The sequence below is a fragment of the Streptomyces sp. NPDC055506 genome (assembly GCF_053643595.1).
Window position 1 is genome coordinate 18528 of record NZ_JBSHKH010000094.1, and the last position, 14798, is coordinate 33325.

General features: G+C 71.2%; 16 protein-coding genes. 6 read left to right on the plus strand and 10 right to left on the minus strand.

Translation table 11 applies throughout. The features are described 5' to 3' along the window. Positions 1–29: 29 nt before the first annotated feature. A complete protein-coding gene (locus tag ACWIF2_RS28745; RefSeq protein WP_391099807.1) occupies positions 30–1163 on the plus strand; it encodes an Mrp/NBP35 family ATP-binding protein in 1134 nt (377 codons plus the stop codon). A gap of 133 nt (positions 1164–1296) precedes the next feature. On the opposite strand, the gene ACWIF2_RS28750 is transcribed toward ACWIF2_RS28745, so the two are convergent. The 5 genes from ACWIF2_RS28750 to sigE form a co-directional block, all read right to left on the minus strand. Next, complete coding sequence (locus ACWIF2_RS28750; RefSeq protein WP_454363703.1) at positions 1297–1968, minus strand: hypothetical protein; 672 nt, start codon at positions 1966–1968, stop codon at positions 1297–1299. 202 nt (positions 1969–2170) lie between these two features. After that, positions 2171–2623: a sec-independent translocase gene (locus ACWIF2_RS28755; protein ID WP_454363704.1), complete on the minus strand. Its 453-nt coding sequence runs from the start codon at positions 2621–2623 to the stop codon at positions 2171–2173. Between the two features lie 208 nt (positions 2624–2831). Beyond that, positions 2832–4505 (minus strand): S1C family serine protease, encoded by a 1674-nt coding sequence (locus tag ACWIF2_RS28760; protein ID WP_454363705.1) that lies wholly within the window; start codon positions 4503–4505, stop codon positions 2832–2834. A gap of 131 nt (positions 4506–4636) precedes the next feature. Beyond that, the gene (locus tag ACWIF2_RS28765) at positions 4637–5560 is read right to left on the minus strand and encodes an anti-sigma factor family protein (RefSeq protein WP_454363714.1); all 924 of its coding nucleotides are present in this window, start codon (positions 5558–5560) and stop codon (positions 4637–4639) included. Between the two features lie 71 nt (positions 5561–5631). Continuing rightward, complete coding sequence (gene sigE, locus ACWIF2_RS28770; protein WP_229872871.1) at positions 5632–6402, minus strand: RNA polymerase sigma factor SigE; 771 nt, start codon at positions 6400–6402, stop codon at positions 5632–5634. A gap of 162 nt (positions 6403–6564) precedes the next feature. Here sigE and ACWIF2_RS28775 point away from each other — a divergent pair, with 162 nt between their 5' ends. Next, on the plus strand, positions 6565–7263 hold the full coding sequence (locus tag ACWIF2_RS28775; protein WP_454363715.1) for an O-methyltransferase: 699 nt from the start codon (positions 6565–6567) through the stop codon (positions 7261–7263). Between the two features lie 118 nt (positions 7264–7381). On the opposite strand, the gene ACWIF2_RS28780 is transcribed toward ACWIF2_RS28775, so the two are convergent. Beyond that, positions 7382–7549, minus strand: a complete 168-nt coding sequence (locus ACWIF2_RS28780) for a DUF3117 domain-containing protein (RefSeq protein ID WP_003966491.1) — start codon at positions 7547–7549, stop codon at positions 7382–7384. A 381-nt stretch (positions 7550–7930) separates the two neighbouring features. Between ACWIF2_RS28780 and chcB the strand changes: the two genes are divergently transcribed. Next, the gene (gene chcB, locus ACWIF2_RS28785; protein WP_454363706.1) at positions 7931–8734 is read left to right on the plus strand and encodes a 2-cyclohexenylcarbonyl CoA isomerase; all 804 of its coding nucleotides are present in this window, start codon (positions 7931–7933) and stop codon (positions 8732–8734) included. A gap of 16 nt (positions 8735–8750) precedes the next feature. Here chcB and ACWIF2_RS28790 read toward each other — a convergent pair whose 3' ends face one another. Together ACWIF2_RS28790 and ACWIF2_RS28795 are read right to left on the minus strand one after the other, a co-directional pair. Further along, positions 8751–9335: a DNA-3-methyladenine glycosylase I gene (locus tag ACWIF2_RS28790; protein ID WP_454363707.1), complete on the minus strand. Its 585-nt coding sequence runs from the start codon at positions 9333–9335 to the stop codon at positions 8751–8753. Further along, a complete protein-coding gene (locus ACWIF2_RS28795; protein WP_454363708.1) occupies positions 9332–9733 on the minus strand; it encodes a DivIVA domain-containing protein in 402 nt (133 codons plus the stop codon). Before ACWIF2_RS28795 ends, ACWIF2_RS28790 begins: the two co-directional genes overlap by 4 nt. A gap of 135 nt (positions 9734–9868) precedes the next feature. Between ACWIF2_RS28795 and folP the strand changes: the two genes are divergently transcribed. Beyond that, on the plus strand, positions 9869–10729 hold the full coding sequence (gene folP / locus ACWIF2_RS28800) for a dihydropteroate synthase (RefSeq protein WP_454363709.1): 861 nt from the start codon (positions 9869–9871) through the stop codon (positions 10727–10729). Positions 10730–10823: 94 nt separating this feature from the next. Here folP and ACWIF2_RS28805 read toward each other — a convergent pair whose 3' ends face one another. Further along, positions 10824–11582 (minus strand): LOG family protein, encoded by a 759-nt coding sequence (locus ACWIF2_RS28805; RefSeq protein WP_454363710.1) that lies wholly within the window; start codon positions 11580–11582, stop codon positions 10824–10826. A gap of 121 nt (positions 11583–11703) precedes the next feature. Then, positions 11704–12783 (minus strand): succinyl-diaminopimelate desuccinylase, encoded by a 1080-nt coding sequence (dapE, locus tag ACWIF2_RS28810; protein WP_454363711.1) that lies wholly within the window; start codon positions 12781–12783, stop codon positions 11704–11706. A gap of 85 nt (positions 12784–12868) precedes the next feature. Here dapE and ACWIF2_RS28815 point away from each other — a divergent pair, with 85 nt between their 5' ends. Together ACWIF2_RS28815 and ACWIF2_RS28820 are read left to right on the plus strand one after the other, a co-directional pair. Beyond that, positions 12869–13852, plus strand: a complete 984-nt coding sequence (locus tag ACWIF2_RS28815) for a heavy metal transporter (protein ID WP_454363712.1) — start codon at positions 12869–12871, stop codon at positions 13850–13852. A gap of 355 nt (positions 13853–14207) precedes the next feature. Beyond that, positions 14208–14654, plus strand: coding sequence for an ATP-binding protein (locus ACWIF2_RS28820; protein WP_454363713.1), 447 nt, complete (start codon positions 14208–14210; stop codon positions 14652–14654). Positions 14655–14798: the final 144 nt, after the last annotated feature.

Sequence of the window (14798 nt, forward strand, 5' to 3'; positions counted from 1 at the left end):
GCACCGGTACAGCGCCGTACCATCGTCCTATGGCTACGGAAGACGCGGTGCGCGAGGCACTGGCGACGGTGAACGACCCCGAGATCCACAAGCCCATCACCGAACTCGGGATGGTCAAGTCGGTGGAGATCGGCGCGGACGGGGCGGTCGCGGTCACCGTGTACCTCACGGTCTCGGGCTGTCCGATGCGGGAGACGATCACGCAGCGCGTGACCGACGCGGTCTCCGGCGTCGAGGGCGTCACCCGCGTCGACGTCACGCTCGACGTGATGAGCGACGAGCAGCGCAAGGAGCTGGCGAACGCCCTGCGCGGCGGCCAGACCGAGCGCGAGGTCCCCTTCGCCAAGCCCGGCAGCCTCACCCGCGTCTACGCGGTCGCCTCCGGCAAGGGCGGCGTGGGCAAGTCCTCGGTGACGGTGAACCTGGCGGCGGCCATGGCGGCCGACGGCCTCAAGGTCGGTGTCGTGGACGCCGACATCTACGGCCACTCCGTGCCCCGCATGCTCGGCGCCGACGGCCGTCCCACCCAGGTCGAGAACATGATCATGCCGCCGTCGGCGAACGGCGTGAAGGTCATCTCCATCGGCATGTTCACCCCGGGCAACGCCCCGGTCGTCTGGCGCGGCCCGATGCTCCACCGCGCCCTGCAGCAGTTCCTCGCGGACGTCTACTGGGGCGACCTGGACGTCCTCCTCCTGGACCTGCCGCCCGGCACCGGCGACATCGCGATCTCCGTCGCCCAGCTGGTCCCGAACGCAGAGATCCTGGTCGTGACGACCCCGCAGCAGGCGGCGGCCGAGGTCGCCGAGCGCGCGGGCTCCATCGCCGTGCAGACCCATCAGAAGATCGTCGGCGTGGTCGAGAACATGTCCGGCCTGCCCTGCCCGCACTGCGACGAGATGGTCGACGTCTTCGGCACGGGCGGCGGCCAGGTCGTGGCCGACGGCCTGACCCGCACGACCGGCGCCAACGTCCCGGTCCTCGGCAACATCCCCATCGACGTCCGCCTCCGCGAGGGCGGCGACGACGGCAAGCCGGTCGTCCTGACGGACCCGGACTCCCCGGCGGGCTCGGCACTCCGAGCGATCGCGGGCAAGCTGGGAGGCCGGCAGCGGGGGCTGTCGGGCCTGTCCCTGGGGATCACTCCGAGGAACAAGTTCTAGATCAGGACGCCGCTGGGGGCAGCGCCCTCAGGGGCGCGGGGAACTGCGCGAACAACCACATCGCACCCGCAGCCGCCACAAGACCCGAGGCCCTACGGCGAGGGGGCGCCGAAAACAACCGGCGCCCCTTTGATCAGGCGTAAGCGGCGATGTCCTTCACCACGGCGAAGCCGAGCCCATACGCACTCATGCCCCTGCCGTACGCCCCGACATGAACCCCGGCCGACGTCGACCCGGCCAGCACCCACCCGAACTCGGACTCCCGGTAGTGGAACGCCGTCGGAACACCGTCAACCGGCAACGACAACGTCGACCAGTCGGCCCCGTCGAGGTCGTCCGCCAGCACCCACGCCGTCTCCGTCTGCTGCTCCAGCCAGTCGTCCCGCAGGGAGTGGTCCATCTGCCCGGGCCATGTGGAGGACAGCAGCCCCACACCCGCGAGCCACGCCGCGGAGGACACCGACGTGGCCTCCAGCAACCCCGTACCGTCCGCACTGCGCCGCGAGGGATGCGCCGCGACGGTGACCACGACCGCGAACTTCTCCTTCGCCTCCTGATCACCCCCGGCGACGAACTCGTTGCGCACCCTGGGTTCGTCTCCGTGCCCGATCGACCCGTGTTCCACGGCCCCGTCGGCCGTCGTACCGACCTGCATCAGCCAGCGCGGCCCCGTGAAGGCCTCATCGAGGCCGTACCACGGGAAGGGCGCGCGCAGGTAGCCGTCGACGTTACGCCGGGCGGAGGGGACCTGTTGTCCGTCCTCCGCGGCCGGCGCCTGCGCGACTCCTGGACTCGTCGTCTCCATGTGCCCGGACGCCTCCTCGCTCTAGTCGGACCGGAACGGCCCGCCCCCCTTCGGGCGTACTCTTCCGGTCCGCACAACAACTCGGCAGCATAGCCACACCACTGCGAGCAGCAGGGAAAGCGCCCGGCGCGTGCGCCGCACGGGGGCCTGGTTCAGGCCGTACACAGCCCGACCGGAGTATGAAACGCGTCACGCGAGTCGCTCAGGTGGCGTCCGCGTCAAAGGGCGGACGGTCGTCCCGGTCGGGCGTCTCGGGCTTCTTCGTCATGTCGATACGGCCACCGGACGAACCGGCGGAGCCGGAGGACGACGAGGAGGACGACGTGTCGGAGTCACGGCTGTGGACGGCGTCGGTGACCTCGGCCATCTCCTTCTTCAGGTCGAAGCCGTTGCGGATCTCCTTGAGCCCCAGGTCCTCGTTGTCCAGCTGCTTGCGGATGAACGCCTTGGGGTTGAGATCCTCGAACTCGAAGTCCTTGAACTCCGGGCCGAGTTCCTCCCGGATGTCGTGCTTGGCGCTCTCCGAGAACTCACGGATCTTCCGGATCGTGCGTGTCACGTCCTGGATGACCTTGGGGAGCTTGTCCGGACCGAAGACGAGCACGGCGAGGACGATGAGCGTCACCAGCTCGAGTGGTCCTATGTCATTGAACACCTGAAGCTCCTTGCGATGTCCTCGGTCCTCGGCCCTCGGTGGTCGGCCCTCGGTGGTCGGTGCGGGTCTTGCCGTGGTCCGGGCCGGATCCACGGTACCCGGCGATCCTGTCCGACCGGTACTGTCCCGAGACCTCCGAGTGCGAGGAGTGGGAGCGCTTTCCGAATTGTTTGCCTTGTTGGTCCCTGTGCGTCCCGGACATCACGGCTCAGCTGCCGCCGGAGGAGCCGAGGACGAGTGAGACCGTCCGTTCCTTGCCACCGCGCTCCAGCGTCAGTTCCAGCCGGTCGCCGGGACGGTGGGCCCGGGTCTTGACGATCAGTTCCTCGCCCGAGTGGACCCGTTGGCCGTCGACCGTGGTGATGACGTCGCCCGCCTTGATCCCGGCCTTGGCGCCCGGGCCGCCCACGGTGACCGGCGGTCCGCCCTCGCTGCCCTCCGCGGCGACCCGGGCGCCGTCGCCCGTGAAGTCCATGTCCAAGGTGACGCCGATCACCGGATGGGTCGCCCTGCCGGTGTTGATCAGCTCCTCGGCCACGCGTTTGCCCTGGTTGATCGGTATGGCGAAGCCGAGGCCTATGGAGCCGGACTGGCCGCTCTCCGGTTCGGAGCCGCTGTCCGCCGAGCGGATGGCCGAGTTGATGCCGATGACCCGGCCCCGGGAGTCGAGCAGGGGCCCGCCGGAGTTGCCGGGGTTGATGGGCGCGTCGGTCTGGAGCGCGTCGACATACGACACGTCGCTGCCGTCGCCCTTCTCGCCGCCCGCCGTGATGGGCCGCTGCTTGGCGCTGATGATGCCGGAGGTGACGGTTCCGGCCAGGTCGAAGGGCGCGCCGATGGCCACGACAGGGTCACCGACCTGCATGTTGTCCGAGTTGCCGAGGGGCAGCGGGGTGAGGCCGCGTACGCCCTTCACCTTCACTACGGCGAGGTCGTAGCCGCTGTCCCGGCCGACGAGCTCGGCCTGGGCGGTCTCCCCGCTGTTGAAGGTCACGGTGATCTCGCCGGAGGATCCGGCGGGCCGCACGACGTGGTTGTTGGTGAGGATGTGACCGCGGGCGTCGAGCACGAAGCCGGTGCCGGTGCCCTGTTCGCCGGAGCCGCTCACATGCAGGGTGACCACGCTGGGCAGGGCCCGCTGGGCGATCCCGGCCACGCTGTCGGAGTCCCGTCCCGCGGACTCCTTGCCGGCCTGGGGCAGCTCGACGGTCCCGATGCCCCCGTTCCGCTCCAGATACGTCCCTGCCGCGCCGCCGATCCCTCCGGACAGGACCGCCAGCAGCACGGCACCGCCCGCCAGGGCCTTCCTGCCCCGCTTGCGCCGCTGTTCCGTACTGGGGACACCGGCCCCGGTCTGCTGGAGGGGGCCGGGGGCCGCCCAGGGGTCGTATCGCTGCCAGGGGTCGGACGCGGGGGCAGGTGCCGGTGCCGGGATGCTGGGAGTGGTCGCCGACGCCGACGGTGCGACGGCCGCCGGCGGGACGGGGGCGGCCGGTATGGACGCCTGGCTCGGTATCGCCGTGCCGTGCGTCGGCGTGCCCGCCGCCGGATGCTGGACCGGCGGCGCGGGCGCCCAGGGGCCCGGTTCGCCGTAGGGCGGAGTGCTGTACGGGTCGGGGTCGTGCAGCGGCTTGGCCGCACCGCCGACCGGTACGACGGACTCCACGGCGGTGCCGGCGGGCTCCTCGGGGCGCCTCAACTCGTAGTCACCCGCGTCCTCGTCCTGCCGCACGGCGGGCCGCGCCAGCTCGAAGTCACCGTCGTCGCCGACGGAGTCAGCCGGGGCCGCCCCCTGCCCCTCCGGCTCCCCTGGCTCCCCCAGAGCGTCCTGCGGCCGTGGACGGCTCCACCACTTCGCTTTCGTGGGCTTCCCCTCGTTCATGCTCTCCCCACAGCCGCGGCACGGCTCGATGCGGTGACCGCGGTTCGTCGAATCGGCGCCCGGCCACACCTCGGCAGCGGGCGACAACCCCCGGATTCAATCAGGTTCGCCGCCCGGTGCGCAGAGGACGGTCAGCGGGCCGTCCGCGAGGAGGCGGAAGGAGAGGCGGACGAGGCCGGGTCCGGGAGGGGCACGGCGAGCAGGGGCGCCGCGATCTCGGGGACCGCGGACCACGAGGTCAGGGCGGCCGGCGCGGCCACCTCGAGCGGATGTATCAGCGGGGACATGGCCACGGCACCGGCCACCACCGGGGCGGTCAGCGCGTGCACGGCGTGGTGCCGGGCGGCGGGCGGCATTCCGGGCAGCAGCGGTGCGGACACCTCGGTCGGGGCGACCGGGGTCTGGCCGAGCAGGCTCTGGTCGTGCACCTGTCCGAGCAGGGGCGCCGCGCCCCGGCGCCGCTGGGAGTCCGGTGTCGTCGTCGCGCCCGCGCCCTGCGTGCGCGTGGGTGTCACATTGCTTCCCGTGCCGGAGCCGCCGCGGGCCTCCGTGTCGCCGGGGGTGCCGGTGGTGACGCCACCCAGGGCGATCGCGGCCAGGGACACGGCCCCGGCGGCCGCGAAAGCGAACCGCAGCCGCGAGGAGGACCTGTCGGACTCGGGCCGGCCCACGTCATGGATACGGAAGCCCCGGCCCCCCGAAGGAAGGCCTCGGCCGTCGGAGGGCAGCACGGGGATGTGCGGCCGGGACGGCGCGTACCCGAACTCGAACCGCTCGCCGCGCTTCGTGCCGAAGGCCCCGGACGATCCGAACCGTCCGGACAGTCCCCCGGGCAGCCCTCCGCCACCCGGGGGCATACCGTCACCGTCCGGGTCGCCCCCCGCGGGTAGTCCCTGCAGGCGGGCCAGGAAACTCTCCGAGGGAGGCGGTGGAGCCGCCTCGGCGAACACGTTCTTCAGCCGGCGCTGGGCGTCCACCTCCGCCTTGCATTTCGGGCAGGTGGCCACATGCGCCAGTACGCGCTCCCGCGCGTCATGACCGAGCTCTCCGTCCACCAGGGCGGAGAGTCGGTCTCCCAGGTGCTGCTCTGCGAGGTGTCCCTCGAAGGACTCAGGACGTGATCCGCTCACGCGCTCGCGCCCCCTCCTCCCAGTGCGGGAACACGGGGCACGAAGGAGCGGCGCTCGGCACGCGCCTCGGGGGAGCGGTGCGCGAGGGCCTTGCGCAGCTGGGAGCGGCCACGGTGGATCCGCGAGCGGACCGTGCCGAGCTTGACGCCGAGCGTCGCGGCGATCTCCTCATACGACAGTCCTTCGATGTCGCACAGGACGACCGCGGCACGGAACTCGGGGGCCAGGGTGTCGAGGGCCTGCTGGACGTCCGCGTCGAAGTGCGCGTCGTTGAAGACCTGCTGCGGCGTGGGCTCCTTGCTGGGCAGCCGCTCGGCCGCGTCCTCGCCGAGCGCGTCGAAGCGGATGCGCTGCTTGCGGCGGACCATGTCCAGGAACAGGTTCGTGGTGATGCGGTGCAGCCAGCCCTCGAAGGTGCCCGGCGTGTAGGTCGACAGGGAGCGGAAGACACGGACGAAGACCTCCTGAGTGAGGTCCTCGGCGTCGTGCTGGTTGCCGGTGAGGCGGTAGGCGAGCCGGTAGACCCGGCCGCTGTGCGTGCTGACGATCTCCTCCCAGGTGGGCGGAGTCCACGCCTGCCCGTCCGCGTCGGTGGAGAAGGTCGCGGTCTGGGCGAAGTCAGCGGCGTGGCTGTGGTCAGCAGTGTCGTTCACGGATGTCGGCCTGCCCGCCGATCCGAGGAAGCGCCGGAACACTCCTCCGCGATCCACAGGCGCAGCCGCACCTCCCCTGTCAGCTCTGGTGGTGTCCAGTGGAGCCCCTACCATAGCCACCTCGCCCGTTAGGACCGGATAAGCGGTTTTACGAGAATTTGATCTGGGCTGATACGCCTCGTACTGCTGCGACGGCACTTGCTCGGCGTCCTCGTCCATCGCATGCCCCCCGTCCCGGCCCGCGCCGCTCGCTCATCCCTTTAAACGACCGGTCCCATCTGCGGGTTCCCGCACCCAACGGATACAGTCACGCCGAGGCATTCACGGGGACAGGAGAGGGTCATTACCGGCAACCGGCAGACGAGCTGGGCGTTCGCCGACGCCTATGTCGCCGAGGACGACGCGCTGCGCTGGGCCCGTGACCGGGCCCGTGACGCGGGGCTGCGCTCGGTGACGCCCGGCACGGGCTCCGCGCTGGGGTTGCTGGCCGCCTCCGTCGACGCGAAGGCCGTCGCGGAGATCGGGACCGGCTGCGGTGTCTCCGGGATCCACCTCCTGCACGGTATGCGGCCCGACGGTGTGCTGACGACCGTGGACCCCGAACCGGAGCACCAGCAGTTCGCCCGTCAGGCCTTCCGTGCCGCCGGCTTCGCCAGCAACCGGGCCCGCTTCATCCCGGGCCGTGCCCTGGACGTGCTGCCCCGCCTCGCGGACTCCGGCTACGACCTCGTCTTCTGCGACGGTGACCGCCTCGAGGTCATGGACTACCTCGCTGAATCGTTGCGGCTGCTGCGCCCCGGTGGGCTCGTCGTCTTCGAGGGCGCCTTCGCGAACGGCCGGACGGTGGACTCCGGACCGCAGCCCACGGAGGTGCTGCGACTGCGGGAGCTGCTGCGCACGGTGCGCGAGAGCCAGGAGCTGGTGCCGTCACTGCTGCCGGTGGGCGACGGCCTGCTGTGCGCGGTGAAACGCTAGCCGGATCGCACGTTAGCGGCGCGGATGGCGGGGCAGTCGAAAGTCATTGATGAGAAAACAACCGCCCCGGCACCACAGATGATGCCGGGGCAGCTGAAAGGGTATGGTCGCTTGCGCCTCAGCCGACGACCTTCTTGAGGGCGTCGCCCAGCGCGTCGGCCTCGTCCGGGGTCAGCTCGACGACGAGCCGACCGCCGCCTTCGAGCGGAACGCGCATGACGATGCCCCGCCCCTCCTTGGTCACCTCGAGCGGGCCATCGCCCGTCCGCGGCTTCATGGCCGCCATGCTCGTTCCCCTTCCTGAAACCCAGCTCATCGTCAAAGCCGTCGGCCCCGAGAAGGGCACACGTGCGGCCCTGAGCAGGACTCGCGACACCGGCATCGAACACATTGCTTCCAAGCCATTATCCCGCATCTCAGGACCCGATGACCAACATCAGTAGGCATCGCTTGGGCAACGCACGCGAGCAAAACCACTCAATTCGGCGATGTGACTGCGATACTCCGCCACCGCACACACATCCGCCGAACGGAATCGGGCGAGAATTCTTTGACGCAGGTCACACGTCCGGTGCGATCACCTGTCGGCGATCTCCGTCATGCTGTCCTGCAGAACCGGGACCTACCGGCCGGTAGGTCCCGAGCTGCGACACGGAGGGGATACGCCATGGCCGACACCGTGCTCTACGAGGTGAGCGACGGGCTCGCGACCATCACGCTGAACCGCCCCGAGGCGATGAACGCGCTGAACGTGGAGGCCAAGGTCGCCCTGCGGGAGGCGGTCAGGTCCGCGGCGGACGACACCGCCGTGCGGGCGGTGCTGCTGACCGCCGCCGGTGACCGCGCGTTCTGCGTCGGGCAGGACCTCAAGGAGCACATCGGGCTGCTGGTCCAGGACCGGGAGACCGGCTCGAGGCAGACCATGAACACCGTGCGGGAGCACTACAACCCGATCGTGCGGACACTGGCCGAGGCGGCGAAGCCGGTCGTCGCCGCCGTGAACGGGGTGGCGGCCGGGGCGGGCTTCGGCTTCGCGCTCGCGGCGGACTACCGGATCGTCGCGGACACGGCCGCGTTCAACACCTCGTTCGCCGGGGTGGCGCTGACCGCCGACTCGGGGATCTCCTGGACCCTGCCGCGGGTGATCGGCCCCGGCCGGGCGGCCGACCTGCTGCTCTTCCCCAGGAGCATCAGCGCGCAGGAGGCCTTCGAGCTCGGCATCGCCAACCGGCTGGTGCCGGCCGGCGAGCTGCGCGCGGAGGCCGAGAAGGTGGCACGGGCGCTGGCCGAGGGTCCGACGGTGGCGTACGCGGCACTCAAGGAGGCGGTGGCCTACGGGCTGACGCACTCCCTGGAGGAGACCCTGGAGAAGGAGGACGAGCTGCAGACGCGGGCGGGTTCCTCCGAGGACCACGCGATCGCGGTGCAGGCCTTCGTCAACAAGGAGAAGCCGAAGTACCTGGGCCGCTGACCCGCGGCCCAGGGCCTCAGGATCGACGCGCGACGCAGGTCTGCAGGTGGTCGTCGACCAGTCCGCAGGCCTGCATCAGCGCATACGCCGTCGTCGGGCCGACGAAGCGCAGGCCCCGCTTCTTCAGCGCCTTGGACAGGGCCGTCGACTCAGGGGTGACGGCCGGGACGTCGGAGAGCGTCTTCGGGACCGGGCGGGTGCCCGGCTCGGGGGCGTGGGACCAGATCAGCTCGTCCAGGTCGCCCGGGGCCCACTCGGTCAGCACGCGCGCGTTGGCGAGCGTCGCGTCGATCTTGGCGCGGTTGCGGATGATGCCGGCGTCGGCCAGCAGTCGCTCGCGGTCCTCGTCGGTGAAGTCGGCCACCGAGGCGATCTTGAAGTCGGCGAAGGCGGCACGGAAGCCGGGGCGGCGGCGCAGGATCGTGATCCAGGACAGGCCGGACTGGAAGGCCTCCAGGCTGAGACGTTCGTAGAGGGCGTCGTCGCCGTGGACCGGGCGGCCCCACTCCTCGTCGTGGTACGTCACGTACTCCGGGGCGGACAGGGCCCAGGGGCAGCGCAGCGCGCCGTCCGGGCCGGCGAGAGCGGCACCGTCGCTCACGGCCGGTCCTCCCGTCGCGGAGCGGGCTTGTCCATGGACACGTGGTTCTCCCCGGACGCGTGGTGCTCCGGGGACACCGGGCCGTGGGTGGCGGCCGCCCGGGCGCCCGCCAGGGCCGATTCCAGGTCCGCGATGCGGGCGTCGCGCTCGGCGAGTTCGGCGCCGAGACGGCTGAGGGCGTCGTCCACGTCCCCCATGCGGTAGCCGCGGGCGGCGAGCGGGAAGCGGAGGCTCTCCACATCCGCGCGGTCGACCGGGCGGTCCGGGGGCAGCGGGTCCCGCAGCTGCTCGGGCGCGGCCTCGGGCAGCGGGCCGTTCTCGCCGCCGCCCAGCACGGCCAGGGTGACCGCGCCGACCACGAGGACCAGCGCGACGACCAGGAACAAGAACATAACCATCGCGGGGCCCCCACGGTCAGGTGTCTCGGAGTCTTCGAAAGACGGATGTTGTCAGGCTCCGATCGTGCCATGCGAGTCTGACAGTTAGGGTCGCAGGCGGCGGAAGACGGGACGTACCAGGAAAGGTCACAGGGGATGCTCAGGCTGGGCAGGCGGGAATTCGAGCCGCGTGAGCCGGTGATCATGGCGATCGTGAACCGGACCCCGGACTCCTTCTACGACCGGGGCGCGACCTTCCGCGACGAGCCGGCCCTCGCGCGCGTGGAGCAGGCGGTGTCCGAGGGAGCCGCGATCATCGACATCGGCGGGGTCAAGGCAGGGCCGGGCGAGGAGGTCACGGCCGAGGAGGAGGCCCGGCGGACGGTCGGGTTCGTGGCCGAGGTGCGGCGGCGGTTCCCGGACGTGATCATCAGCGTGGACACCTGGCGGGCCGAGGTCGGGGAGGCCGTGTGCGAGGCCGGGGCCGATCTGCTGAACGACGCGTGGGGTGGGGTCGATCCCGGGCTCGCCGAGGCCGCCGCGCGGTACGGGGTGGGGTTGGTGTGCACGCACGCGGGCGGTGCGGAGCCGCGGACCCGGCCGCATCGGATCGAGTACGACGATGTCGTGGCCGACATTCTGGATGTGACGGTCGGGCTGGCGGAGCGGGCGGTGGCGCTGGGGGTGCCGAGGGAGTCGGTGCTGATCGATCCCGGGCACGACTTCGGGAAGAACACGCGGCACAGTCTGGAGGCGACCCGGCGGCTGGGCGAGATGGTCGCGACGGGGTGGCCGGTGCTGGTGTCCCTGTCCAACAAGGACTTCGTGGGAGAGACGCTGGACCGGCCGGTCAAGGAGCGGGTGGTGGGGACGTTGGCGACGACCGCGGTGTCCGCGTGGCTGGGGGCGCAGGTGTACCGGGTGCATGAGGTCGCCGAGACGCGGCAGGTGCTGGAGATGGTGTCCGCCATCGCGGGGCATCGGGAGCCTGCCGTTGCCCGGCGCGGGTTGGCCTAGCGGAGGTACCAGGGGGCTCCGCCCCCGGGACCCCCGGCCTATGCCCACCCGCCACCCGAATCACTTGGACAGGAAGCTGAGCTCGAAAAGCCCTCTACCTGCCCGCTTCCTTCGACACCAAAGCCACCGCCTCGTCCACGTCGTCCGTGACGTGGAACAGGAGGAGGTCCTTCTCCGCGGCCTTGCCCTGGGCGATGACCGTGCCGCGGAGCCAGTCGACCAGGCCGCCCCAGTACTCGCTGCCGAAGAGGACGATCGGGAAGCGGGTGACCTTCTGGGTCTGGACGAGGGTGAGGGCCTCGAAGAGTTCGTCGAGGGTGCCGAGGCCGCCGGGCAGGACCACGAAGCCCTGGGCGTACTTGACGAACATCATCTTCCGGACGAAGAAGTAGCGGAAGTTGAGGCCGATGTCGACGTACGGGTTCAGCCCCTGCTCGAAGGGCAGCTCGATGCCCAGGCCGACCGAGATGCCCTTGGCCTCCAGGGCGCCCTTGTTGGCCGCCTCCATCGCGCCGGGGCCGCCACCCGTGATGACCGCGAAGCCCGCGTCGACCAGGCCCTGCCCCAGTCGCACGCCCGCTTCGTACTCGGGCGAGTCCGCCGGGGTCCGGGCCGAGCCGAAGACGCTGATCGCGGGCGGGAGTTCGGCGAGCGTGCCGAAGCCCTCGATGAACTCCGACTGGATGCGCAGCACCCGCCACGGGTCGGTGTGGACCCAGTCGGAGGGGGCCCGCTCGTCCAGCAGCCGCTGGTCGGTGGTGCTGGCCTGCACCTGGTCCCGCCGCTGGAGGACCGGGCCCAGGCGCTTCTCCTCCGGCGGCTGCTTCTTCCCCTCGGGGTTGCCGGTCGCCATGTGCGCTCCCTCCGTCGTGCCTGTCGTTCCACCTCAGCGTAGATCTACGCGGGTTACGAACGAGGGACGTGAGCATGTCCGCGATGAAGCGCCGTAAACACGAGGGTGCCCCCGGCCGGGCTCAGGCCGTCAGCCAGCTCCTCAGGCGCTCCTCGCCCGCGAGGATCTTCGCGGTCTCCACGCGCTCGTCCCGCTTGTGGGCCAAGTGAGGGTTGCCGGGACCGTAGTTGACCGCGGGGACGCCGAGCGCCGAGAAACGGGAGACGTCCGTCCAGCCGTACTTCGGCATCGGGGTGCCGCCCACCGCCTCGATGAACGCCTTCGCCGCCGGGTGGGACAGGCCCGGCATCGCCGCGCCGCTGTGGTCGACGACCTCGAACTCCGCCACGCCGCAGTCCGCGAAGACCTCCCGCACGTGGGCGACGGCCTCCTCGGGCGTGCGGTCGGGCGCGTAGCGGAAATTGACGGTGACGACGCACTCGTCGGGGATCACGTTGCCGGCCACTCCCCCGCTGATGCCCACCGCGTTCAGGCCCTCGCGGTACTCCAGGCCGTCGATGACCGGCCAGCGGGGTTCGTAGGAGGCGAGGCGGGCGAGGATCGGGGCGGCGCCGTGGATCGCGTTGGAGCCCATCCAGCCGCGTGCCGAGTGGGCCCGCTCACCCGTGGTCTTCAGCAGCACCCGCAGGGTGCCCTGGCAGCCGCCCTCGACCTGGCCGTCCGACGGCTCCAGGAGCACCGCGAAGTCGCCCTCCAGCCACTCGGGGTGCGTCTCGGAGACGTGCTTGAGGCCGTTGAGCTCGGCGGCGACCTCCTCGTTGTCGTAGAAGACGAAGGTCAGGTCGCGGTTGGGGGCCGGGACGGTGGCCGCGACGCGCAGCTGCACCGCGACGCCCGACTTCATGTCGCAGGTGCCGCAGCCCCACAGGACGCCGTCCTCGTCAAGCCGGGAGGGGACGTTGTCCGCGATCGGGACGGTGTCGATGTGGCCGGCCAGGATCACCCGCTCCGAGCGGCCCAGGTTCGTACGGGCCACGACGTTGTTGCCGTACCGGTCGACCGTCAGATGGGGCAGCGCGCGCAGCGCGGTCTCGATCGCGTCCGCGAGCGGCTTCTCGGTGCCGCTCTCGGAGCGGAAGTCGACGAGCCGGGCGGTGAGCTCCGCGGCGTCCAGCGTGAGGTCAAGCGAGGTGTCGGCCATGCCGTCGACCCTAACGCGCCAGTCGGTGTGCCCACTCTCCCCACCTGGCACATGGGAATCCATACTCTCCAGTACCTTGTACGGCGTGCCAGAGCCGTCCTCCCCCAAACGCCGTGGCCGCCTCTTCCGATGCGGATCCGCCTTCGTGATCCTGCTCGCGGTCGCCGGTTACCTCGTCGTGCAGTACATCACCGGAGGCACGGGCGAACCGGGCTGCAAGGTCGTCTCCGGCAAGGGCGACGGGGCGTCGTACGCGTTCTCGCCCGAGCAGGCCGTGAACGCGGCGACGATCACCGCCGTGGGCACCGGGCGCGGACTGCCTGAGCGCGCGGTGACCATCGCGCTGGCGACCGCCCTGCAGGAGTCGAGCCTGCGCAACATCAACCACGGCGACCGGGACTCGCTCGGCCTGTTCCAGCAGCGGCCCTCGCAGGGCTGGGGCACGCGCGAGGAGATCCTGGACCCGACGTACTCGGCCGGCGAGTTCTACGACCACCTGGTCAAGGTGCCCGGCTACACCCGGCTGCCCCTCACCGTCGCCGCGCAGCGCGTGCAGCGCAGCGGCTTCCCGCAGGCCTACGCCAAGCACGAGCCGGACGCCGCGCTGCTCGCCGCCGCCCTCACCGGCCAGTCGGCGGCCACCCTGACCTGCGAGGGCCGTCCGGCCGCGACCCGGGCGACGGGCCCGGACGGGGTGCGTACCGCGCTCGTGCGGGACTTCGGGCGCGATGTGCTGGAGCCGGCCGGCGCCGAGGTGGGCGGCTCGCAGGCGGCCACTCCGACACCTTCCCCGAGCGGCGGTACGGGCGATTCCGACGGGCGGACGGTGACGCTGCCGGTGACCGCCGAGGCGGGTTCCGCGACCGGGCGGAACCTGGAGCGGCGCGGCTGGCAGCTGGCGCACTGGGCCGTGGCCAACGCCTCCGAGCTGCACATCGCGCGCGTGACGTACGCCGGGCGTGAGTGGGTCGCCGGGAACACCGCCAGCGAGTGGCGCGTTCCGACGGCGAAGGGCACCGCGGGCGCGCAGCGGGACGCGGACGATGTCCGTATTGTCACGATGCGCTAGATAGCGCCCCGATCGCGCAGGGGTGCGGGAACTCACCCCTGAGGGTTACCCGCGCGGCTCGGCCGCGGCGGTGTGCGCAGGATTTCGCACCCTCACCCGGGAATCCGTGAAAACCCTTGGGCGTACAGGGCTGGAAGGATTCGGCGGACTTAAGGGCGTGGACCTTTTTGCCCGTTTGTCCGCAGCCGATTATGCGACGCATTACCAACTCTTTACGTTGCGACGCCGCAACCTTCCCGGGCTTCGAGCGGTAGTCACTGCGTCCGAGCCGGGGCGGTCAACAGCCAGTCGATCAACTCCCGGAGCCGGTCGGACACTTCACGAACCTCACTTTTCTCTCCGTCGAAGGAGCACCATGTCCCTCCCCCTGACCCGCCGGATCGCCCGTGCCGCGCTCATTGTCGCTGCGGGAGCGGCTGCCGGGGTCGGTGCGGCCGGCTCCGCCAGTGCGGCCCCCGAGCTGCCGGCCAACCCGAACCTCGGCGGACTGACCGCCCTGGACGGGGCGAACGTCGGCAACACCGTCGACGGCGCGGCGACGGACGTCAGCAAGTCCGCCGGTGACACCGGCAGCAAGGCCGTCAAGAAGGCGGTGCCGGCCGCGGGCAAGCTCGGCGGCAAGACGGTCAAGAAGGCCACGCCCGTCGCGCAGAAGGCGGCCGGTGAAGCGGCCGGCTCCGCCGGACAGCTCGTCGGCGAAGCCGCGGGTTCGGCGAAGGGCGGTCTGCCGACGGACTCCCTGGCGAAGGGCGGCGTGCCGTCCGCGAAGACGCTGCCGGCGAAGGGCCTGCCGATCGGCTGACGCCGGTCCCGGAACGCGGCGAAGGGGTCCAGGGAACTCCCTGGACCCCATAGCCGTGTTTCGATTAGGTGTCGGCCCCCGGCCGCAACAGAAGCCGGAAGGCCGCCGCGATCCCCGCGTGCGTCGCCGTCAGGGCCCCCCGGA

Coding starts and splice junctions, on each gene's coding strand:
- ACWIF2_RS28745 (WP_391099807.1), top strand. CDS start 30: ATGGCTACGGAAGACGCGGTGCGCGAGGCACTGGCGACGGTGAACGAC.
- ACWIF2_RS28750 (WP_454363703.1), bottom strand. CDS start 1,968: ATGGAGACGACGAGTCCAGGAGTCGCGCAGGCGCCGGCCGCGGAGGAC.
- ACWIF2_RS28760 (WP_454363705.1), bottom strand. CDS start 4,505: ATGAACGAGGGGAAGCCCACGAAAGCGAAGTGGTGGAGCCGTCCACGG.
- sigE (WP_229872871.1), bottom strand. CDS start 6,402: ATGGTAGGGGCTCCACTGGACACCACCAGAGCTGACAGGGGAGGTGCG.
- ACWIF2_RS28780 (WP_003966491.1), bottom strand. CDS start 7,549: ATGGCGGCCATGAAGCCGCGGACGGGCGATGGCCCGCTCGAGGTGACC.
- chcB (WP_454363706.1), top strand. CDS start 7,931: ATGGCCGACACCGTGCTCTACGAGGTGAGCGACGGGCTCGCGACCATC.
- ACWIF2_RS28795 (WP_454363708.1), bottom strand. CDS start 9,733: ATGGTTATGTTCTTGTTCCTGGTCGTCGCGCTGGTCCTCGTGGTCGGC.
- folP (WP_454363709.1), top strand. CDS start 9,869: ATGCTCAGGCTGGGCAGGCGGGAATTCGAGCCGCGTGAGCCGGTGATC.
- ACWIF2_RS28805 (WP_454363710.1), bottom strand. CDS start 11,582: ATGGCGACCGGCAACCCCGAGGGGAAGAAGCAGCCGCCGGAGGAGAAG.
- dapE (WP_454363711.1), bottom strand. CDS start 12,783: ATGGCCGACACCTCGCTTGACCTCACGCTGGACGCCGCGGAGCTCACC.
- ACWIF2_RS28820 (WP_454363713.1), top strand. CDS start 14,208: ATGTCCCTCCCCCTGACCCGCCGGATCGCCCGTGCCGCGCTCATTGTC.